Below are 20,051 nucleotides of genomic sequence, written 5' to 3'. Positions count from 1 at the left end.
TTTTCGGCTTTACACCCTCCGGGTGCGGTGTCACGCTTTTTGCGAAAAGGTGAGGGTGCCATGCCGTATCAGCGATATCGTCTGGCCGGGGCCGCGGTTCTGGCGCTGGGGCTCGGGTGTCCCGGTGCCGCGCCGGTCCGGGCCGAGTCCGCCCCCGTTGGCGCGGTGCCGCTTCAGGTGCTGCCGGGCTATCGCGCGGTCTGGGAAGACGACCGGCTCAATCCGCTGCGCGGCCGCAGGACCGACTGGGGCGATGCCCAGATGCGGACGGTCTGGACCGAGCGTGTGCCGCAACGCCTGGTCGATCCGGCGCTTCGGCCGCCCCAAGCGGTTGCGCCCGTCGCGGTGCCGCCCGCGGCGGGCAGCCGGTACATTCAGGTCGGCGCCTTCACCGAGGCCGATGCGGCGGGCGATGCGGTGGCCGATCTGCACCGTCTGGGTCTGCCGGCACGACAGGGCCGGGTGATGGCGGATGGAGAACTGGTCACGGTGATCTTCGCGGGTCCCTTCGCCGACCGCGAAAGCCATGGCCGCGCGCAAAGCGTCTTGAGGCGGGCGGGCTATACGCCCGTGTCCCCCGCGCGCTGAGACCGTCTTTCGGGCAAGCCCCCTGTCAGCCGCCGCAGATTGCCTGCAGCCTCAGCCAGTCGCCATCGGAGATTGGCGCATCGGTCTCGCGTCCCTGCAACGGGTCATTCCGGATCAGCCCCCGCACGCTCTCGCCGGTCACGTCCCGGGCCAGCGCGTAAGGCGTCGAGGGCAGACCGGCAGCCGCGAAGCGCGCCAGCAGGTCGGCCTCGGGCAGCGGGGCTTCGGGCGCCACCAGCACGTGGTGGGCATAGGCCGACAGCGCCCCGTCGGGCAGGGTGCCGGTGGTCAGAAGGCGGAAGGTGGCCAAGGGTCCGGCGGCGCGCAGCAGATCGGCCAGCGGGTCCGAGCGGGCGGCGCGCGCATCCTCGGCCAGGATGAAGCCCGCCACGGCGGCGACGTCCTCGTAATCCTCGACCAGGGCCCGGTTCAGCAGGATCACCCCGCCGGGCAGATGCAGCGCACGCGGCAGGCCGCCGGGCAAGACCCTCACCGTCCGCGCCGTGCCCGGCAGCAGCCGCGCGGCCAGCCGGTCCAGCGCGCGCTGCCCGCCGGGCCGGTCGCAGGGGGTGCCGGCCGCGTCGGCCATCCGGGCCAGCAACGCCTGGCCGATCTCGGCGCGCACCTCGGGCGGGGCGACCGCCACGGTCTGGCGCACCAAAGCCCCGGGCAGCCAGAACGCCGCCAGCGCCGCAAGGCCCGCCAGCGTCCCCGCGACGATCCAGATCCGCAGCCGCCCCGGACGCGGCCGCGCCCGGCCGATGGCCCGGCGCACCGTTTCAAGCGCCTCGACCATCAGGTCGTCGTCGATCTCAAGCGTTTCGCCGCTATCGGCCCCCGGCGAATACAGCGCGGGCGACTGGCCGGGGTTCAGCCGCTCGAGCGCGGCCAGCGACCAGTGCGTCAGCACCCGTTCGGCGCTGTCCGACACCACCAGCGAGGCATCGCCGAAGGACAGGATCACGTCACGCCGCTGGGCCTCGGGGCTTTCGCGCCAGAGGCCGGGGCTTTCGAGGCGTTGGAATTTCTTGAGCGCCGTCATGGGCGGCCGGTCTTGCCTGCACGTTCTGCTGGGTTTGTCGGCGGACGATAGCCGACCCGCCCGCCGCCCACAATGTCACAACGTCCCCTTGCGGCGCGTGGCCGCCGCGGGACGGGTCTCTTCAGAGCGTCTTCGCGATCTTTCTCAGCTCGAATTTCTGGATCTTGCCGGTCGAGGTCTTGGGCAGCTCCTGAAACACCACCCGCTTGGGGGTCTTGAAGCCCGCCAGCCGTTCGCGCGCGAAGGCGATCAGCGCGTCGCCATCGACCGAATGGCCGTCCTTCAATTCGACGAAGGCGCAGGGCACCTCGCCCCACTTTTCGTCGGGCTTCGCAACCACCGCACACAAGAGCACATCGGGATGGTGCATCAACACGCCCTCGACCTCGACCGAGCTGACGTTTTCTCCGCCCGAGATGATGATGTCCTTGGCGCGGTCGGCGATCTCGAAATAGCCATCCTCGTGCTGATGGGCCAGATCGCCCGAATGGAACCAGCCGCCCTGAAAGCTCTCGCGGGTGGCGCGGGGGTTCTTCAGATAGCCCTTCATCACCCCGTTGCCGCGGAACATGATCTCGCCCTGGTGCTGGCCGTCCCTCGGCACCTGCTCCATGGATTTCGGGTCCAGAACGGTCACCTCTTCCATGAAGGGCATGGCCACGCCCTGACGCGCCTTCATCCGGGCACGTTCCTCGGTCGGCAGCGCGTCCCACTCCTCGGCCCGCCAGGTGCATTCGGTCGCGGGGCCATAGGTTTCTGTCAGCCCGTAGACATGGGTGATGTTGAAGCCCAGCGGCTCGATCGCGGCAAGCGTCGCGGCGGCGGGCGGCGCGCCGGCGGTAAAGACCTCGACAATGTGGTCGAAGGCGCGCCGATCCTCGTCCTTCGCGTTGACCAGCATGTTCATCACGATGGGAGCGCCGCCGAAATGGGTCACGCCCTCGTCGGCGATGGCATCGTAGATGGCGCGGGCGGTGATGTCGCGGCAACAGACGACAGTGCCGCCGAGCGCCGCGATCATCCAGGTGTGGCACCAGCCGTTGCAGTGAAAGAGCGGCACGATGGTCAGGTAGGTCGGGTGCATCACCAGACGCCAGCTCACGATCTGGCCCATCGCGTTCAGATAGGCGCCGCGATGGTGATAGACGACGCCCTTGGGCCGCCCGGTGGTGCCCGAGGTATAGTTCAGCGCGAGGCTTTCCCATTCGTCCTCGGGCAGGATCCAGTCGAAATCGGGATCGGCCTCGGCCAGGATGTCTTCGTATTCGGGGAAGTCGCCGAAGTCGTGCACGCCCTCGGGATCGTCGCCGACCTCGATGATGATGGGGCGCTCGCCCTCCATGTCCTCCAGCGCATCGGCCGCGAGCGGCAGGAATTGCGGATCGACCAACAGCACCCTGGCGCCGCCATGATCGAGGATGTAGCTGACGGTATTGGCGTCGAGCCGGATGTTGATGGTGTTCAGCACGGCCCCGCAGGCGGGCACGGCCCAGGTCGCCTCGGCCTGCGCGGGCACGTTGGGCAGCAGCGTCGCCACCACGTCGCCGGGTTTCACCCCCATCGCCGCCAGTGCCGAGGCCAGCCGGGTCACCCGGTCATGGTACTGCCGGTAGGTATAGCGGCGCTGGCCATAGACCAGCGCCACCCGGTCGGGAAAGACCCGCACCGCGCGTTTCAGAAAGGACAGCGGCGTCAGCGGCACGTAGTTCGCCGCGCATTTTTCCAGACCGGTTTCATCGGACAGCCATCCCATGGCCCACCTCCCTCGCTCGATACGATATCCCGGCCCGATCTTGGCCAGAGCCGCCGCCGGAGGGAAGGGGTCTGCGTCTCGAAGGTCGGGTCGCCGTGCGTTTTTTGCGCGCTGACAGCGGTCGTGCCGGTCGGGCCAAGCTCCCGTTCGGTCACACGTTGCCGACGACAGGCGGAATTGGTCGCCGGACCGGTGGCCCGTGCCACAAAGCCGTCGGGATCGGGTCCAATTGGGGACGGGATCGCAATTTAGAATTATTCAACCGGCGCCCGCAGAGTGGCGCCGCGTCGACCGCGTGCCGACGCTGCCCGAACCCTTGGCATAAGGGCCGCTCGGAAAGGGGGAGTAACCGCAATGGGATTCAGAATCAACTTTCATGGCAGCCGACCGGTCCCCGAAGAGGCCGAGGCTGCGGATCTGGCCACGCAGTCGCTGGCCGGGCTCGCCTGCGGGTTCAGCGCGGGCACGCGGCTTGCGACCCGCGACGGCTGGCGCCCAGTCGAGGCGTTGGTGCCCGGAGACATGGTGCTGACCTTCGACCGCGGCTCGCAGCCGATCCGGTCGGTCGAGCGCGGCTTTCTGTGGCGCGGTCCCTCGGCCTGCCCGCTGCCGCTTTGGCCTCTCGACGTGCCCGAAGGCGTGCTCGACAACACGCAGCCGCTGATGCTTCTGCCCGAACAGACCCTGCTGATCGAGTCCGATCTCGCCGAAGAGATCTACGGCGATCCGTTCGTTCGTCTTCCGGCCAGCATTCTCGACGGCGTGCTGGGCATCCGGCGGACGGCGCCGCTGCTGGGATCGTCCGTGCCGGTGGTCTCGATCGCGTTCGAGTCGCCCGAGATCGTCTATGCCAATGGCGCGGCGCTGGTGCATTGCCCGCCGCGCAAGGTCGGCGAGACGCTGTCGATCGACCGCCTGCGCGAGCTTCATTTCGAGGCGCTGGCCTGCGGTGTCATTCCTACGCTGGACGATGCCCGCCGCATCGTCGCAGCACTGGAAAGCGCGCAGGCCGGGGCGGCCTCTCCGCCCCGGCTGCCGGTGGTGCAGACCGTTCCGCTGCTCGACGCGCTTCTGATTCACGCCGCCTGAGCGTCGGGTCCGAAGCGCGCATAGAAGCTCTCGCCCGCCTCTGCCATCTCGCGCAGCAAGGCGGGCGGGGCGAAGCGGTCGCCGTGACGCTGGGCCAGGTCCTCGCAGAGAGCAACGGCTTTTGCGGCCCCCATCATGTCGAGCCAGGACAGCGGCCCGCCCGACCAGGGCGCAAAGCCCCAGCCGAGGATCGCGCCGACATCGCCTTCGCGGATGTCCATAAGCACGCCGTCCTCCAGCGCCCGCACCGCCTCCAGCACCTGCGCGAACAGCAGCCGGTGCTGCACCTCGTGCACATCCGGCTGATCCGCCGCGGGCGGGAACTTGGCGGCAAGCCCGTCCCAAAGCCCGGTCCGCTTGCCCGCCTCGTCATAGGCGTAAAAGCCGGCCTTGGCCTTCCGGCCCAGGCGACCCTCGTCGGCCAGCCAGAAGATCACTTCGTCCACGGCACCATCGGGATAGGCCTCGCCCATCGCGGTCCGGGTGGCCTTGGCGATCTTGACGCCCAGATCGATCGAGGTCTCGTCGACCAGTTGCAGCGGCCCCAGCGGCATGCCCACCAGCCGGGCCGCGTTCTCGATCAGTGCGGGCGAGACGCCTTCGGCCACCATGCGGATCCCTTCGTTCAGATAGGGGATGATGCAGCGGTTGGCGTAGAAGAAACGCGCATCGTTGACCACGATGGGGGTCTTGCGGATCTGGCGCACGAAATCGAGCGCCTTGGCCACGGCCCGGCCGCCCGTGGCCTTGCCCTTGATGATCTCGACCAGCAGCATCTTTTCGACCGGGCTGAAGAAGTGGATGCCGATGAAATCCTCGGGCCGGTGCGCCGCCTTTGCCAGATCGGTGATCGGCAGGGTCGAGGTGTTGGTTGCAATAATGCAATCCGGGCCCACCGCGGCCTGCACCTTCTTCGTGACCTCGGCCTTGATGCCCGGGTCCTCGAACACCGCCTCGACGATCAGATCGGCGCCTTTCAGCGCGTCATAATCGGTGGTTGCGGTGATGCGGTCGAGGATCTCGGCCTTCTTCTCGGGGCTGGCCTTGCCGCGCTTGATGCCCTTGTCCATGTAGGATTCTGTATAGGCGCGGCCCTTGTCGGCGGCCTCCTGGGACTGGTCGACCAGCACCACCTCGATCCCGGCCTGGGCCGAGACCAGCGCAATGCCCGCGCCCATCATGCCCGCGCCGAGGATGCCGAGCTTCTTCACCGTCTGGTCGGGCACGTCCGCTGGCCGCACCGCGCCCTTTTCCAGCGCCTCCTTGTTGATGAAGAGCGACCGGATCATCGCCGAGGAAGACGGGTTCATCAGCACATGGGTGAACCAGCGCGCTTCGATCTTCAGCGCCGTGTCGAAGGGCACCAGCGCGCCCTCGTAGACCGCGCTCAGAAGCGCCTTGGCGGCCGGGTAGACCCCCTTGGTCTTGCCATGCACCATGGCCGAGGCGCCGACGAAGGTCATGAAGCCCGCCGGGTGATAGGGCGCGCCGCCCGGCATCTTGTAGCCCTTCTCGTCCCAGGGCTTGACAATGTTCGGTTCGGACAAGACCCAGGCGCGGGCGGCCGCCACCGGGTCCTCGGCCACCTCGTCGATCAGCCCTGCGGCTTTTGCCTTCTTCGGGTCCGACAGCTTGCCTTCCAGCAGGAAGGACGAGGCCCCCATGGCACCCAGCTTTCGCACCAGCCGCGTGGTGCCGCCGCCGCCCGGGAAGATGCCGACCATGATCTCGGGCAGGCCGATCTTGGCCTTGGGATTGTCGGCGGCAAAGATCCGGTGGCAGGCCAGCGGCAGTTCAAGCCCGATCCCCAGCGCTGTGCCGGGCAGGGCGGCGGCAATCGGCTTGCCGCCCTTGTTGCGGTCGTCCATGCCCGCACGCTCGATCTTCCGCAGCAGGCCATGCAGCTGCATGAGGCCTTCGAAAAGCCCCCGCGCCGGGTCGTCGCCCGCCTCCTGTTTCATCCGGGCGATGACATTCAGGTCCATCCCGCCCGCGAAGTCCTTCTTGCCCGAGGTCAACACGATGCCCTTGACCGCCTCGTCGGCCAACGCGCTGTCGATATGGGCGTTCAGCTCTTCGATGCCGGTAAAGCTAAGCACATTCATGCTTTTGCCGGGCACATCCCAGGTGATCGTGGCGATGCCGTCCGCATCGGTCGCGTAGTGAAATTCGGTCATTCTCGCCTCCCTCAGACCCGTTCGATGATGGTTGCGGCACCCATGCCGGAGGCCACGCAAAGCGTGGCAAGCCCGGTGCCCTTGCCGGTGCGCTCGAGCTCGTCGAGCAGCGTGCCGAGGATGATCGACCCGGTCGCGCCCAACGGGTGACCCAGCGCGATGGCCCCGCCGCAGGGGTTCACGACGCCCGGGTCGACATCGAAGGCCTGCATGAAACGCAGCACGACCGCCGCGAAGGCCTCGTTCACTTCGAACAGGTCGATGTCGGAAATCTGCATGCCCGCGTCCGTCAGGATCTTCTGGGTGGCGGGCACGGGACCGGTCAGCATGATGGTCGGATCGGTGCCGATCTTGCAGGTGGCCCGGATCCGGGCGCGGGGTTTAAGCCCGTGCGCCTGACCGAACTCGGCGCTGCCGATCAGGATGCCCGCCGCGCCGTCGACGATGCCCGACGAGTTGCCCGCGTGATGGACATGTTCGATCCGTTCAAGATGGGGGTATTTCATCAGCGCGAGCTGATCGAAGCCCGGCATCATCTCGCCCATGTCCTTGAAGGACGGCTTCAGCGCGCCCAGCGTCTGCATGTCGGTGCCCGGGCGCATGTATTCGTCGCGCCCGAGGATGGTCAGCCCGTTCACGTCCTTCACGGGCACGATCGAGCGGGCAAAGCGGTCCTCCTCCCAGGACCGCGCCGCGCGCGTCTGGCTTTCGACAGCCAGCCCGTCGACATCGTCGCGCGAGAACCCATATTCGGTCGCGATGATGTCGGCCGAGATGCCTTGCGGGACGAAATAGGTCTTCATCGCCAGGCTGGGATCGACGGCGATGGCCGCCCCGTCGCTGCCCATGGCGACCCGGCCCATCATCTCGACCCCGCCCGCGATATAGGCGCGGCCCGCACCCCCCTGCACCTGGTTCGCGGCGAGGTTCACGGCCTCGAGCCCGCTGGCGCAGAAGCGGTTGATCGACAGCCCCGGGATCGATTCATCGAGCCCCGAGGCCAGCACCGCGCTCCGTGCAAGGCAGCCGCCCTGTTCGCCGACCTGGGTCGCGTTGCCCCAGATCACGTCCTCGACCGCGTGCCCCTCAAGCCCGTTCCGGTCCTTCAGCGCGTCCAGAACCACGGCCGACAGCCGCAGAGAGGTCACTTCGTGCAGGCTGCCGTCCTTGCGGCCCTTGCCCCGCGGGGTGCGCACCGCGTCGTAGATGAAAGCGTCTGTCATATGTCCTCCTCATAGAACTCTCAGGCCCGGTCGGCGGGCGAGCCGGGCATCATGTCATAGGGGTGTTTCCATCCGGGCAGCGCCTCGATCCGGCCGAGCCAGGCGTCGATGGCGGGCAGGGCCCGGCGGTCGAAGCCGAAGGGCTCGGGGTAGAACAGATAGCCGCAGCAGGCGAAATCGGCGGTGGTGGGGCCGTCGCCCACCAGCCAGTCGCGGTCCTGCAAGACGCGTTCGAGCGTCTGCAACGACGCCGTCACCCGGCCGGACAACCAGCGGATCGCCTCTTGCGGCCGTTTTTCTTCGGGCAGGAAGTTCATCATGAAGCGCAGGCTTCCGGCCTGGCCCGACATCTTGTGATTGTCCCAGAACATCCAGCGCAGCACCTCGCGCGCTTCGGCTGCATCGCGCCCGCCGAACCGGCCGGTGGTTTCGGTGACCCAGGCCTGCATCACGCCCGACTGGCTGAGAACCAGATCGCCTGCCACCATGACGGGCACCTCGCCCATCGGGTTCAGCGCAAGAAACTCGGGGCTCCGCGCGCCGCCATTGAAGAAATCGACGTAGACGGGCGTCCAGTCGATCCCGGCGAGGGTCAGGGTCAGGGCCGCCTTGTAGGCATTGCCGCTTTCCCCGAAGCAGTAGAGCTTGACCGTCATTTTCCGAGCGTCCTTCCTGTCCTGAGGGCGCGGGCCGTCCTGGCGCCGCGCCTGTTCGTCCTGTCGGGTCATGGGTATTTTTTCCAAGAAGAAGCCCGAAACGCCGTTATGGATAACCCTACGTTAGGGAGGCTTCGGGCAGTCTGGGCGCGCGGCACAGGCTGGGGAGCCGATGACCGCCCAAGGAGAAGGCCCTCCATCCCGCGGCTTCCGCCCGGCACCGCCCGGGGGCGCCGCGGGGATGGGGGGCTGACCCTGGCTCTTCTGCTTGGCGAAAATACCCAAGACGCACCGCCGGCCGCCCGGCAGCTGTCGTTCGGGCAGGGCAGGACGGTAAGGCGCGGGCAAGGACGCGTCTGCATGTCCGTGATCCGATGATCCGTGTCCGATGATGCGGGGGGGACGGCCCCGAGGGGCCGCACCGTTCAGAAATTCGCCGCGTCGAGCGCCATGACCGGCTCTGCCCCGCTGCGGATGCGCGCGAGATGCAGGGCGGTGGCGGGCAATTGCCGCGCCATGTAATAGCGCCCGGTTGCCAGCTTCGCCTCGTGGAAGGCGCGCGGGCCATGGCCCGCGGCCAGCGCCGCCTGCGAGGCCACGGCCATCTTCGACCACATGAGACCCAAGCAGACATGGCCGAAGAGATGCATGAAGTCGTAGCTTCCCGCGAGCGCGTTGGCCGGGGATTTCATGCCTTCGGCCATGAAATACATCGCCGCCGCCTGCAGGTCCTTCGAGGCCGTCTTCAACGGATCGAGGAAGCCCTCTTTCAGGGCCTCGTCGGCTTCGTGCTCCTTGGCGAAGGTCTTCACCATGTCGAAGAAGGCCATCAGCGCCTTGCCGCCATTCTGCCCGATCTTGCGGCCGACCAGATCCAGCGACTGCACCCCGTTGGTGCCTTCGTAGATCATGGTGATCCGGGCGTCGCGCACGAACTGCTCGGCGCCCGCCGCGCGGGTGAAGCCGGTGCCGCCATAGGTCTGCTGCGCCAGCACCGTCGTCTCGAATCCCTTGTCGGTCAGGAAGCCCTTGATGACCGGGGTCAGCAGCGAGATCATCGCCTCGGCGTCAGGGTCCTGCATCCGGTGGGCGCGGTCGATCATCTGCGCGCCCCAGAAAGTCAGGGCCCGGGCGCCCTCGAGGAAGCTCTTCTGATCCATCAGGTTGCGCCGCACGTCGGGGTGCACGAGGATCGGGTCGGCCGGGCCTTCGGGGTTGGACGGATCGCCCAGCGCCCGGCCCTGCAGCCGTTCCTGCGCGAAGGCCAGCGCGTTTTGATACGCGACCGCCCCTTGCGCATAGCCCTGAAGGCCCACGCCCAGGCGGGCCTCGTTCATCATGGTGAACATGGCGCGCATGCCCTTGTGTTCCTCGCCGACGAGAAAGCCGGTCGCGCCGTCGTAGTTCATCACGCAGGTGGCGTTGGCATGGATGCCCATCTTGTGTTCCAGCCCGCCGCACATAAGGGCGTTGCGCCGGCCCGGGTTGCCGTCCTCGTCGGGCAGGAATTTCGGCACGATGAAGAGCGAGATGCCCTTGATGCCCTCGGGCCCGCCGGGGATGCGCGCCAGCACCAGATGGACGATGTTCTCGGTCAGATCGTGTTCGCCCGCCGAGATCCAGATCTTGGTGCCGGTGATCGCATAGCTGCCGTCGCCCTGCGGCTCGGCCCTGGTGCGGATCAGACCCAGATCGGTGCCGCATTGCGGCTCGGTCAGGTTCATCGTGCCCGACCAGGTGCCCGCGACCATCTTGGGCACATAGGTCGCCTTCTGCTGGTCCGAGCCATGCGCGAGGATCGCCGACATCGCGCCGTGGCTCAGCCCCTGATACATGTTGAAGGCCATGTTGGCCGAAACGAACATCTCGCCCACCGCCGAGTTGATCAGGTAGGGCATGTTCTGGCCACCGACCTCTTCGGGCATGTCGAGCCCGATCCAGCCGCCCGCGCAGATCTGGTCATAGGCGTCCTTGAAGCCCTTGGGCGTGCGCACCACGCCATTGTCCCAGTGGCAGCCTTCGGCGTCGCCGGTCGCGTTCAGCGGCGCCAGAACTTCGGCGGCAAGCTTGCCGGCCTCGCCCAGGATCGCCCCGGTGAAATCGGGGTCGAGCTCGGCATAACCGGGGATGTCGGACGCGCTGATCTTCAGCACGTCATGCAGCAGATACTGCATGTCCTCGGTCGGTGGAGTGTAGATCGGCATGCGTTCCTCCCTTGAACGTCATCCCAACCGCAACGGTCACTCGGCGGCGGGTTTCCTCTTGTCGAAATCGGCCAGCTTCCTCTCTCCCCAGGAGATCTGGCCTTTCAGTTCCGATATGGCGTCGTCCAGTTCCAGACGTTGCCGTTCCATGACCGCCAGCCGTTCCCGGGCCAGCTCGCAGGTGCGACGGAATTGCGTCTCCTGTCCGTCGTCCAGATCGTAGAGGTCCAGCATCTGCCGGATCTCCTCGAGGCTGAAGCCGAAGCGCTTGCCGCGCAGGATCAGCTTGAGCCTGGCCCGGTCGCGCCGACCGTAAAGCCGCCGCTGGCCCTCGCGCAGGGGGGAGATCAACTCCTTGGACTCGTAAAACCGCAACGTGCGCGCGGTCACTTCGAAAGCATCGCACATCTGGCGAATAGTCATTAACTCGTCGGTCATTGGTCGTCCGGATACGTCACTCAGAACTCTGACCTGCGCCCTTTCGGACGGCAAGACAAGGCCTGCTGACGTTTACGTAAACGTAACGCTGCGTCGCAAAATGTCGAGACGGGAAGAGGGGTCAGATCTTGCCGGCGGATGCGGCGTCGCGCAAGGATCGCAGCTCTTTGATCGAGCTGTCGAGCTGGTCGCGCTGTTCGCTGAGAACGCCGAGCTGGCGGTCGGCCATCTGGACCAGCGCGGCCATCTGCGCCTCGCTGCCCTGCTCGTCATAGATCAGCAGCCACTGCCGGATTTCCTCGAGGCTGAAGCCGAACCGGCGTGCTCGGAGGATCAGAGTCATGCGCGCCACTTCCCGCGGACCATAGAAGCGGGCGCGTCCATCCTTGGTGGGGCTCAGCAGTTCGATGTATTCGTAGTACCGCAACGTGCGCGGGGTCACATCGAACCGGGCGCACATCTCCTTGAAACTCAGACGTTCGTCCGCCATCGCCTAAAACTACCAGCCACTTCCGTGCTACTAGCTAAGGCAAATCCGGGGCGCGGATCAATTCGGTTATATGCCTCATAAGGCTTGTTTTTTGACGCACCGCCGAAAATGGCGGTTCCGCAGCGTCAGGTGCCCTCCGGGGGTTCCGAAAATCGGAACGAATGGTGCCGTCCAGAACCGGCGGCGCAGGCCGTCACTGCCCGGAATTGCGCCGGAACGACTGCGAAGTCCCGGAAAATGCGGGCAATCCGGGTCAGGGCTTCCACCGCGCGGTCGTCCTGCCGGACAGGTGTCGCCAATTGGCGACAGCCTGCGGATTTTTACACTTGCAGGGCAGGGGGGCAGACCCAATAACCGGAGCGTTGACCAGAGGAGACAGAGGTGAGCGACACCAGCTCGGACGCGGCGCCGGAAGCGGCGCGGGACGCCGCCGAAGATATGGCGGCAGGGGCAAAGGCGGATGTGGCGCGGCGGTTCATCGAGCAGATCCCCCATGCCCATGCGCTGGCAATGCGGATCGATCAGCTGGGCGAGGGCCGGGCCGAACTGTCGATGCCCTACGATTCGCGTCTGGTGGGCGACCCGCGCAACGGGGTGATCCATGGCGGCGCGGTTTCGGCGCTTCTGGACACCTGCGGCGGCACCGCCGTTCTCAGCCATCCCGAAGGGCCGGCGCATACGGCGACGATTTCGTTGCGGATCGACTACATGCGCGCCGCGACCCCGGGTCAGCGGCTGGTGGCGCGGGCGGAATGCTATCATGTGACCCGCTCGGTGGCCTTCGTGCGGGCGACCGCGACCGATGACGACCGCGGCCATCCGGTGGCGACCGCGACCGGTACCTTCACCGCCGATGGAGGCGCCGAATGAGCCGCGCCGCGCCCGAACCCGTTCAGATCGTCAAGCAGCGGCGCGACGCGGCGCTGTCTGCGCTGGTCGACGGGCTGCCCTATGCGCGTTTCCTCGGGATCTCGTTCGACCGGCGCGGCGACGAGCTGACCGGCGTTCTGGGATTTCACGAGGCCCTGATCGGCAATCCCGAACTGCCGGCGCTGCATGGCGGCGCGACCGCCGCCTTTCTGGAGGTCACGGCCATTGTCGGGCTGTCCTGGGCGATGATCTGGGACGATCTCGAACGCGGGATGCTCGATGCCGCGACGCTGACCCCCGAAACCCTGCCGCGGCTGCCCAAGACCATCGACTTCACCGTCGATTACCTGCGGCCCGGCCTGCCGCGCGACGCCTATGCGAGGGCCCGCGTCAACCGGTCGGGGCGGCGGTATGCCAGTGTCCATGTCGAGGCCTGGCAGGACAACCGCGCCCGGATTTTTGCGCAGGCGACCGGCCATTTCCTGATGCCGCCGCGCGATGGCTGAGGCGGTGCTCCGCCCGGACCGGGACGCGCTCGCTGATCTCGGCCATCGCCGGGTTCTGGCCATCGCGCTGCCCATCGTGCTGTCGAACCTGACCGTTCCGATCCTCGGTGCGGTCGACACCGCCGTGGTCGGTCAGATCGGCGCGGCGGCCCCGATCGGCGCGGTCGGCGTGGGCGCGGTGGCGCTGGCCTCGGTCTACTGGGTGTTCGGCTTTCTGCGCATGGGCACGACCGGACTGACTGCCCAGGCGCGGGGCGCGGGCGATGCGGCCGAGGTGGCCGCGATGCTGTCGCGCGCGCTGATGATCGGGCTGGTCGCGGGGCTTGCCCTGATGGCCTTGCAGATGCCGCTGATCGCCGCCGCGCTGGGCCTTGCCCCCGCCAGCGCCGAGGTCGAGCACATGGCGCGCCAGTACATGGCGATCCGGATCTGGTCGGCCCCGGCCACCATCGCGCTTTACGGCATCAACGGCTGGCTGATCGGGCAGGAGCGCACCCGCGCGGTTCTGGCGATCCAGCTCTGGATGAACGGGCTCAATGTCGGGCTCGACCTGCTTTTCGTGCTGGCGCTGGGCTGGGGAGTGCCGGGGGTGGCGCTGGCCACCTTCCTGGCCGAATGGTCTGGCCTGGCGCTGGGGCTCTGGTTCTGCCGCGACGCGTTTCGCGGCACCGCCTGGCGGGACTGGGCGCGGGTGTTCGACCGGGTGCGGCTGCGCCATATCGCCGGGGTGAATAGCGACATCCTGATCCGGTCGCTGCTGCTGCAGGGGATCGTGCTGTCCTTCCTCTTCCTCGGGGCGGGCTTCGGCGACGTGTCGCTGGCGGCCAATCAGGTGCTGCTGCAGTTTCTGAACATCACCTCCTATGCGCTGGACGGGTTCGCCTTTGCCGCCGAATCGCTGGTCGGTCAGGCGATGGGCGCGGGATCTGTGCTGGCGCTGCGCCGGAGCGCGGTGCTGACCAGCCTCTGGGGCCTGCTGTCGGTCGTGGTTCTGGCCGCGGTCTTCGCCGGATGGGGCGGGGTCCTGGTGGATCTGATGACCACCGCGCCCGAGGTGCGGGCCGAGGCGCGGGTGTTCCTGCCCTACATGGTGGCCGTCCCGGTCGCGGGCATCGGCGCCTGGATGCTTGACGGCATCTTCATCGGCGCCACCCGGACCGCGGACATGCGCAACATGATGGTGATCTCGGCCGCGATCTATGCCGCCGCCGTGGCCCTGCTGTTGCCGCTTTTCGGCAATCACGGGCTCTGGCTGGCGCTTTTGCTGTCCTATGTCGCGCGCGGCGTCACGCTGGGGCTGCGCTATCCGGCGCTCGAGGCGGTGGTCCGCCGCCGCCAGGCGGCCTGACGGCCCGATGCCCTCGGGCTAGAGGATTTCGTCCTCGTCAAACAGCGGTTCGGCCGCGACCTCGCTGGCCCAGGTGCCGATCCGGTCCTCGGCCCGGTCGGCGGCCGCGATCGCGGCCAGATGAAAGACCGCGTTGCCCTCGTTCACCACCGGCAGGATGGCGCGGCCGACGATGATGCCGGGTTCCGAGGCGCGGATCTCGGCCTCGATCTCGCCGAACGGGTCCGAGACCATCGCCAGCAGATCGCCCGCCTCGACGACGTCCCCTTCGGACCGGTAGGTGCGCAAGAGCCCGCCCTGCGGCGCCCTGAGCCAGCGCGACACCCGGCAGTCGAGCGGCGCGCGCCGCGCCTTCGGCACGCCCTTTGCCGGGATCATGCCCCGGTCGAACATCACCCGCAGCACGCCCGACAGCCCGGCCCTGACCGCCACCTCGTCGAAGCGCAGCCCCTCGCCGCCTTCGTACAGCAGCATCTGCACGCCCATCCGCGCTGCCGTCTCGCGCAGCGAGCCATGCCGTGCCTCGGAGGTCAGCACCACCGGCGCGGCGAAGACCCGCGCCAGCCGGGCCAGCTCGGGATCGTCCGGCACCACGCGGACCTGCGGCAGGTTCGTGCGATGGACCGCGGCCGAATGCAGGTCGATGCCGATTTCGCAGCGCGCGACCACCTCGTCGACCAGAAGATGCGCCAGCCGCGAGGCCATCGAGCCGCCCGACGACCCGGGAAAGCAGCGGTTGAGGTCGCGCCGGTCGGGCAGGTATCGCGACAGGTTGAGAAAGCCGAAGGCGTTGACGATGGGAATGGCGATCAGCGTGCCGCGCAGCGCGCCAAGCGCGGGCAGGCTCAGCAGCCGCCGGACGATCTCGACCCCGATCACCTCGTCGCCATGCACGCCCGCGGTCACGAACATCGCGGGGCCGGGGCGGCGGCCATGCACGACATGGGCCGACATGGTGACGGGGGTGTGGTCCGAAAGCACCGACACGGGCAGGTCCACCGTGCGGCGGGTGCCAGGCAGAACGGTTGCGCAGCCGAGCGTGAAGCCCTCTCGCGGGGTCATCTGGCGTCTGGGGAAAGGGACCTCATCGTCACGGGATAGCGCCGTGCCGGGGGGGCTGGCAAGAGCCACGGCGCGTCGGGCCCCCGGGGGACGCATTGACAGTGGCGGGCGCGGTCCCCATTGATGAGAGGCGTTCTGGTGCTCCCGCAAGGGAGTGAAAAGGGAAGCCGGTGCAAGTCCGGCGCTGCCCCCGCAACTGTCAGCGGCGAGCCCCCGCCCCGAGCCGCCACCGGCCCCGGCATCCGCCCGGCCGGGAAGGCGGGCGGATCGGCCGAGACCCGCAAGCCAGGAGACCTGCCAGCGCGCCGAACCGCCCCCGGGCGGCGGGTCCGGAGGCCGGGCGCATGTGCCATGCGCCCCCTGCCTGTCGGCCCGCAGATGCCCTCGGGGCCAGCGGCCGCGGTTCGCCTGCGATATGGGGCGCGGCCTTCACCTTGTCCCTGACCGGCCCGGGGCGGGCCCGGCCAGGGGTGCCGACCGGAAGGAGTTGCGCCGTGCAACCCAAGGATCTGACCTCGAACGAGGCCTTCAAGGGCTTCACCAATACCCAATGCCCGTTCCTGCCCTGCCATCCGGGCGTCGAGCGCGAGTTCAACTGCCTGTTCTGCTACTGCCCGCTGATCGCCTATGAATGCCCCGGGCCGTATCAGGTCTACACCGATGCCAACGGGCTGACCCGCAAGGACTGTTCGGCCTGCACCTTGCCCCATGACGGCTACCGGCAGTCCTGGGGCTTCATCCAGCGCTGGCTGGAATATCCGCAGCCCTGGTCGGGCAAGCCGCAGACCGACCCGCCGATGCGCCGCCCGCGCCCCCAAGGCGACGGGACCGCCGACTGACGCTGAGGGCGACCGGCCCGGACCGCTTTGACCGCGCCGGTCCCATTCCTGGTCGGGATGGGGGCGAGACATGGCTCAGGCATCGTTCCGGCGCGGCGAGGACCCGCTTCGGGCATGGTTTTCAAGAATTCGCCGCATTCCTTGCTGCATCGCGGCAGCGGCCTTAATCAAACGGCAAGCTTTATTGACGACATCTGCCGCCCGGGTCGTCAGCGGGGGCGGGGGCCTTTTCGCGCAACATCCGGGCCGAAGGGCAGACCGTGGCATATTTCCGATCCGACAAGGACCATCCCTATCTTCTGGCCGAGCTTGCGGCCGAATTCCGCGCCATCGGCCGGTCCTTGCCCACGGCGCCCGTCCAGCTTGCCGAAACCGGGGCATTCAGCGTGGGTTACGACGGGCCCAACAATTTCCACGTGATCCCCAACGCCTATTTCCCGGCGTACTTTGCCTGGATGAACGACGGCGATGACACGATCACCGGTGGCTGGGGCGCTGATGCGCTGTTCGGCAATGGCGACCGCGACCGGATCTGCGGGATGGGAGGCGACGACACCCTGGTCGGCGGGGACGACGATGACGTGCTTTATGGCGGCGACGGTGACGATGCTCTGTTCGGGGGCGGCGGCAACGATCTTCTGGTCGGCGGGGCCGGGTCCAACCTGCTGAGCGGCGGCGACGGCGACGACGTGCTCGATACCCGCTTCGGGTCGCAGCGTGACCCGGGCATCAGCGACTGGGCCGCGTTTCGCGCGGGCAAGCTTGCCGCAGGCGATGTGCTTTTCGGGGGCGCGGGCAACGACACGCTGGAGAGTTCCTATGGCGATGACCGGCTTGACGGCGATGCGGGCAACGATGTGCTGCGCGGCTGGGACGGCGACGATCGGCTGGAGGGGGGCGCGGGCGACGACCGGCTGACCGGCGACAATGGCAAAGACCGGCTGGTCGGCGGCGACGGGCGCGACACGCTCAGCGGCAATCTGGGCGACGACACGCTGGAGGGCGGTGCGGGCGAGGACCGGATCGAGGCGGGAAACGGCGATGATGCGATCGACGGCGGGGCCGATCGCGACGTCATTTACGGCGGCAATGGCAGCGACCAGATCATGGCCGGGTCCGGCAATGACTGGGTCGATCCGGGCGCGGGCGACGATGTGGTGATGCTGGGAGCGGGCGACGATTTCGTGGCCGCCATCGACGACTTCGGGCGCGGCAACGACCAGATCCATGGCGGGGCGGGCAATGACTGGATCCATGGCGGGCGCGGCGACGACCTGCTGAACGGTGGCGCCGGGCGCGACCTGCTGATCGGCGGTCCCGGCGCCGATATCTTCGAGTTTCGCGGGGCCTCCGGGGGCGACACCATTGCCGATTTCGGCCCCGCCGACCGGCTGCATATCCAGCAGGGGATCAACGGGTTGGGCCGTTTCGATGCCGCCGATCTTGGGGCACGGATCACCGCGACGCCGGTCGGCAGCTATCTCGATCTGGGCGAGGAGAACGGACTCTTCTTTCTGGGAGTGACCGGCCACGCCCTTGGCGACATGCTGGAAACCCAGATGGTCTTCCTCTGAGGCGCCGCCGTCCCGGCGCCTCTGCCCCTAGAAATCCAGAGAGTTCCGTTCGCGGTAGCCCTGCAGGAAGCTTGCCAGCCGCTGATCGGTCGGGTGCTGGAAGATCTCGCGCGGGGCGCCTGCTGCGACCAGCTCGCCGCGCTCCATGAACACCACCCGGTCGGCGACATGGGCGGCAAAGCCCATCTCGTGGGTGACGACGACCATGGTCATGCCCTCGGCGGCAAGCTGCTTCATCACCGCCAGAACCTCGCCCACAAGCTCGGGGTCGAGCGCGCTGGTCGGTTCGTCGAACAGCATGATCCGGGGCTGCATGGCGATGGCGCGGGCGATGGCCACGCGCTGCTGCTGGCCGCCCGACAGCCGGCTGGGATGGTTGGCTTCCTTGTCGGCCAGCCCGACCTTGGCCAGTGCCTCGCGCGCGCGCGCGGTCGCCTCGGCGCGCTTCAGCCCGCGCACCCGTTCCAGCCCCTCGGCCACGTTCTGCAGCGCGGTCATGTGCGGCCAGAGGTTGAACTGCTGGAACACCATGCCGATGTCGCACCGCATCTCGCGCAGGCGCCGCCCGGACATCCGCTTGCCTCCGGGGGTCTCGTAGCCGATCAGCCGGTCGTCGATGCGGACCTCGCCGCTGTCATATTCCTCAAGGAAGTTGATGCAGCGCAAAAGCGTCGACTTGCCCGAGCCGGACGGCCCGATCAGGCAGGTCACCTTGCCGGGGGGAATGTCGAGCGTGATGTCCTTCAGGGCCTGGAAGTCGCCATAGAACTTGTTGACCGCGCGCAGATGCGCCGAAGCAGGAGAGGTGGCGGTGGGCTCGAGGGACATCGGTCAGCTTTCTTCGAGAAGATAGTGGGTGAAGCGGCGTTCGAGGCGGCGGCCGAACCGCGAGATGACCTCGACGAAGCCCCAGAAGAACAGCGCGAGGATCAGGATCGGCAGCACGAAGGCGAAGGTCTCGCTCATCATGGTCTGGGTCTGGAACATGATCTCGGGCACGGTGATCATCGACAGGATGACGGTTTCCTTGGTCAGGATGATCGCGAAATTCACCAGCGCGGGCAGGGCCGAGACCATCATCACCGGCAGCATGATGCGCCAGACGATGGTGCGCCCGGGCAGGCCGATGGCACGGGCGGCCTCGATCTGGCCCTTGGGCACGGCATCGAAGCCCGCGCGCAGGATCTCGGTGAAATAGGCGGCGCCGTAAAGCGACAGCCCAAGCACGCCCGCGGGCAGCGCGTCGAGCCTCAGCCCGATCAGCGGCCCGCCATAGTACAGCACGAAAAGCTGGACGAGGAAGGGCGTGCCGCGGATGAATTCGACATAGGCCCGGATCGGCCAGCCGATCCAGAACCGAGGCCCGAAGCGTCGGGCCATTTCGAGGAAGAACCCCAGCACGAGCCCGCCCACGGTGCCCAGCACCCAGGTCAGAAGCGTCAGCCCGAAGCCGGTCAGAAGGTCGGGGCCGTAGCGGTGCAGCATCTCCAGCATCAGACCGTCAGCCTCCGTTCCAGAAGCCGCCCGGCCGCGGCGATCACCAGGTTGATCGCGAGATAAAGGAAGGCGGCGGCGAGGTAGATCTCGAGATAGCGATAGGTCGAGGAGGCGATCGACTGGCTCATCCGGGTGATCTCGACGATGCCGACGACGGTCACCAGCGAACTGGCCTTCACCAGCAGGATCAGCTCGTTGACGATGGCGGGCAGGCCGATCTTGAGCGCCTGCGGCAGCAAGACCCGGACCCAGAGATCGCCCGGGCTCATGCCGATGGCCAGCGCGGCTTCGGCCTGGCCCTTCGGAATGGCGTTGATCGAGCCGCGCAGCACCTCGGAGAGGTAAGCTGCGGCGCAAAGCCCGACGGTCAGCACGGCAGCGGCCAGAGGCGGCACGTTGATGCCGACGACCGGCAGCAGGTAATAGGCCACGAGCAGCTGGATCAGCAGCGGTACGCCGCGAAAGAAGCTGACGTAAAGCCCGGCGGCCCGCCGCAGCGCGGTCCGTTTCGACAGCGCCGCCGCGCACAGAAGCGCGCCGAGGATCAGCCCCTGTGCACAGCCCAGGACCGATATCAGCAGCGTGTAGCGCGCGGCGCCCAAAAGCGTCGGCAGGTTTTCGACGATGGTCTGAAAGGAAAACACGGACGGCCCGCTCCCTGGCTTGTGGGCGGGCCGGAGGCGATCCGGCCCGCA

At 67.8% G+C, this 20,051-nt stretch carries 19 protein-coding genes and 1 riboswitch; of the genes, 7 read left to right on the top strand and 12 right to left on the bottom strand.

The window, feature by feature from the left end:
* The first annotated feature begins 60 nt into the window (after positions 1-60).
* Positions 61-588: an SPOR domain-containing protein gene (locus DSD19_RS16285; RefSeq protein ID WP_113670364.1), complete on the top strand. Its 528-nt coding sequence runs from the start codon at positions 61-63 to the stop codon at positions 586-588.
* A gap of 25 nt (positions 589-613) precedes the next feature.
* Here DSD19_RS16285 and DSD19_RS16280 read toward each other — a convergent pair whose 3' ends face one another.
* Positions 614-1,630 (bottom strand): hypothetical protein, encoded by a 1,017-nt coding sequence (locus tag DSD19_RS16280; RefSeq protein WP_075786611.1) that lies wholly within the window; start codon positions 1,628-1,630, stop codon positions 614-616.
* Positions 1,631-1,751: 121 nt separating this feature from the next.
* The gene (locus DSD19_RS16275) at positions 1,752-3,383 is read right to left on the bottom strand and encodes a long-chain-fatty-acid--CoA ligase (RefSeq protein WP_113670363.1); all 1,632 of its coding nucleotides are present in this window, start codon (positions 3,381-3,383) and stop codon (positions 1,752-1,754) included.
* A gap of 354 nt (positions 3,384-3,737) precedes the next feature.
* On the opposite strand from DSD19_RS16275, the gene DSD19_RS16270 reads away from it, so the two are divergent.
* Complete coding sequence (locus DSD19_RS16270) at positions 3,738-4,472, top strand: Hint domain-containing protein (RefSeq protein ID WP_113670362.1); 735 nt, start codon at positions 3,738-3,740, stop codon at positions 4,470-4,472.
* Here the strand turns inward: DSD19_RS16270 and DSD19_RS16265 are convergent.
* The 6 genes from DSD19_RS16265 to DSD19_RS16240 all read right to left on the bottom strand — a co-directional run bounded on the left by DSD19_RS16265 (position 4,460) and on the right by DSD19_RS16240 (position 11,660).
* Complete coding sequence (locus DSD19_RS16265; protein WP_113670361.1) at positions 4,460-6,649, bottom strand: 3-hydroxyacyl-CoA dehydrogenase NAD-binding domain-containing protein; 2,190 nt, start codon at positions 6,647-6,649, stop codon at positions 4,460-4,462. The genes DSD19_RS16270 and DSD19_RS16265 overlap by 13 nt on opposite strands.
* 11 nt (positions 6,650-6,660) lie before the next feature.
* Positions 6,661-7,872 carry an acetyl-CoA C-acetyltransferase gene (locus DSD19_RS16260; protein ID WP_113670360.1) on the bottom strand — a complete coding sequence of 404 codons (1,212 nt, stop codon included), beginning with the start codon at positions 7,870-7,872 and terminating at the stop codon, positions 6,661-6,663.
* A 20-nt stretch (positions 7,873-7,892) separates the two neighbouring features.
* Positions 7,893-8,528, bottom strand: coding sequence for a glutathione S-transferase family protein (locus tag DSD19_RS16255; protein WP_113670359.1), 636 nt, complete (start codon positions 8,526-8,528; stop codon positions 7,893-7,895).
* Between the two features lie 425 nt (positions 8,529-8,953).
* On the bottom strand, positions 8,954-10,732 hold the full coding sequence (locus DSD19_RS16250; RefSeq protein WP_075786605.1) for an acyl-CoA dehydrogenase C-terminal domain-containing protein: 1,779 nt from the start codon (positions 10,730-10,732) through the stop codon (positions 8,954-8,956).
* 36 nt (positions 10,733-10,768) lie between these two features.
* Positions 10,769-11,170, bottom strand: a complete 402-nt coding sequence (locus DSD19_RS16245; RefSeq protein ID WP_075786604.1) for a MerR family DNA-binding transcriptional regulator — start codon at positions 11,168-11,170, stop codon at positions 10,769-10,771.
* A 121-nt stretch (positions 11,171-11,291) separates the two neighbouring features.
* The gene (locus tag DSD19_RS16240) at positions 11,292-11,660 is read right to left on the bottom strand and encodes a MerR family DNA-binding transcriptional regulator (protein ID WP_075786603.1); all 369 of its coding nucleotides are present in this window, start codon (positions 11,658-11,660) and stop codon (positions 11,292-11,294) included.
* Between the two features lie 438 nt (positions 11,661-12,098).
* Here DSD19_RS16240 and DSD19_RS16235 point away from each other — a divergent pair, with 438 nt between their 5' ends.
* The 3 genes from DSD19_RS16235 to DSD19_RS16225 are packed head-to-tail and all read left to right on the top strand — an operon-like array spanning position 12,099 to position 14,384.
* Positions 12,099-12,530 (top strand): PaaI family thioesterase, encoded by a 432-nt coding sequence (locus DSD19_RS16235; RefSeq protein ID WP_075787642.1) that lies wholly within the window; start codon positions 12,099-12,101, stop codon positions 12,528-12,530.
* Positions 12,527-13,036 carry a PaaI family thioesterase gene (locus DSD19_RS16230; RefSeq protein WP_075786602.1) on the top strand — a complete coding sequence of 170 codons (510 nt, stop codon included), beginning with the start codon at positions 12,527-12,529 and terminating at the stop codon, positions 13,034-13,036. Before DSD19_RS16235 ends, DSD19_RS16230 begins: the two co-directional genes overlap by 4 nt.
* Entirely contained in the window at positions 13,029-14,384 is a 1,356-nt protein-coding gene (locus DSD19_RS16225; RefSeq protein WP_113670358.1) for an MATE family efflux transporter, read from the top strand. Before DSD19_RS16230 ends, DSD19_RS16225 begins: the two co-directional genes overlap by 8 nt.
* Positions 14,385-14,402: 18 nt before the next feature.
* On the opposite strand, the gene DSD19_RS16220 is transcribed toward DSD19_RS16225, so the two are convergent.
* Positions 14,403-15,446, bottom strand: a complete 1,044-nt coding sequence (locus tag DSD19_RS16220; RefSeq protein WP_075786600.1) for a succinylglutamate desuccinylase/aspartoacylase family protein — start codon at positions 15,444-15,446, stop codon at positions 14,403-14,405.
* A 119-nt stretch (positions 15,447-15,565) separates the two neighbouring features.
* Positions 15,566-15,763: riboswitch (cobalamin riboswitch) on the top strand.
* Between the two features lie 177 nt (positions 15,764-15,940).
* Between DSD19_RS16220 and DSD19_RS16215 the strand changes: the two genes are divergently transcribed.
* Together DSD19_RS16215 and DSD19_RS16210 are read left to right on the top strand one after the other, a co-directional pair.
* Positions 15,941-16,285 (top strand): cysteine-rich small domain-containing protein, encoded by a 345-nt coding sequence (locus DSD19_RS16215; RefSeq protein ID WP_075786599.1) that lies wholly within the window; start codon positions 15,941-15,943, stop codon positions 16,283-16,285.
* Positions 16,286-16,545: 260 nt separating this feature from the next.
* Positions 16,546-17,859 carry a calcium-binding protein gene (locus tag DSD19_RS16210; RefSeq protein WP_113670357.1) on the top strand — a complete coding sequence of 438 codons (1,314 nt, stop codon included), beginning with the start codon at positions 16,546-16,548 and terminating at the stop codon, positions 17,857-17,859.
* A gap of 27 nt (positions 17,860-17,886) precedes the next feature.
* Here DSD19_RS16210 and DSD19_RS16205 read toward each other — a convergent pair whose 3' ends face one another.
* Genes DSD19_RS16205 through DSD19_RS16195 form a run of 3 tightly spaced genes read right to left on the bottom strand, consistent with a single transcriptional unit; the run spans position 17,887 to position 20,000 of the window.
* A complete protein-coding gene (locus tag DSD19_RS16205; RefSeq protein WP_113670356.1) occupies positions 17,887-18,687 on the bottom strand; it encodes an amino acid ABC transporter ATP-binding protein in 801 nt (266 codons plus the stop codon).
* 3 nt (positions 18,688-18,690) lie between these two features.
* Positions 18,691-19,353: an amino acid ABC transporter permease gene (locus DSD19_RS16200; protein WP_075786597.1), complete on the bottom strand. Its 663-nt coding sequence runs from the start codon at positions 19,351-19,353 to the stop codon at positions 18,691-18,693.
* On the bottom strand, positions 19,353-20,000 hold the full coding sequence (locus DSD19_RS16195) for an amino acid ABC transporter permease (protein ID WP_113670355.1): 648 nt from the start codon (positions 19,998-20,000) through the stop codon (positions 19,353-19,355). Before DSD19_RS16195 ends, DSD19_RS16200 begins: the two co-directional genes overlap by 1 nt.
* Between the last annotated feature and the right edge of the window lie 51 nt (positions 20,001-20,051).

It is taken from the genome of Rhodovulum sp. BSW8, assembly GCF_003314725.1.
Lineage (GTDB): Bacteria > Pseudomonadota > Alphaproteobacteria > Rhodobacterales > Rhodobacteraceae > Rhodovulum > Rhodovulum visakhapatnamense.
This window is presented reverse-complemented; position numbering and strand designations above follow the sequence as displayed.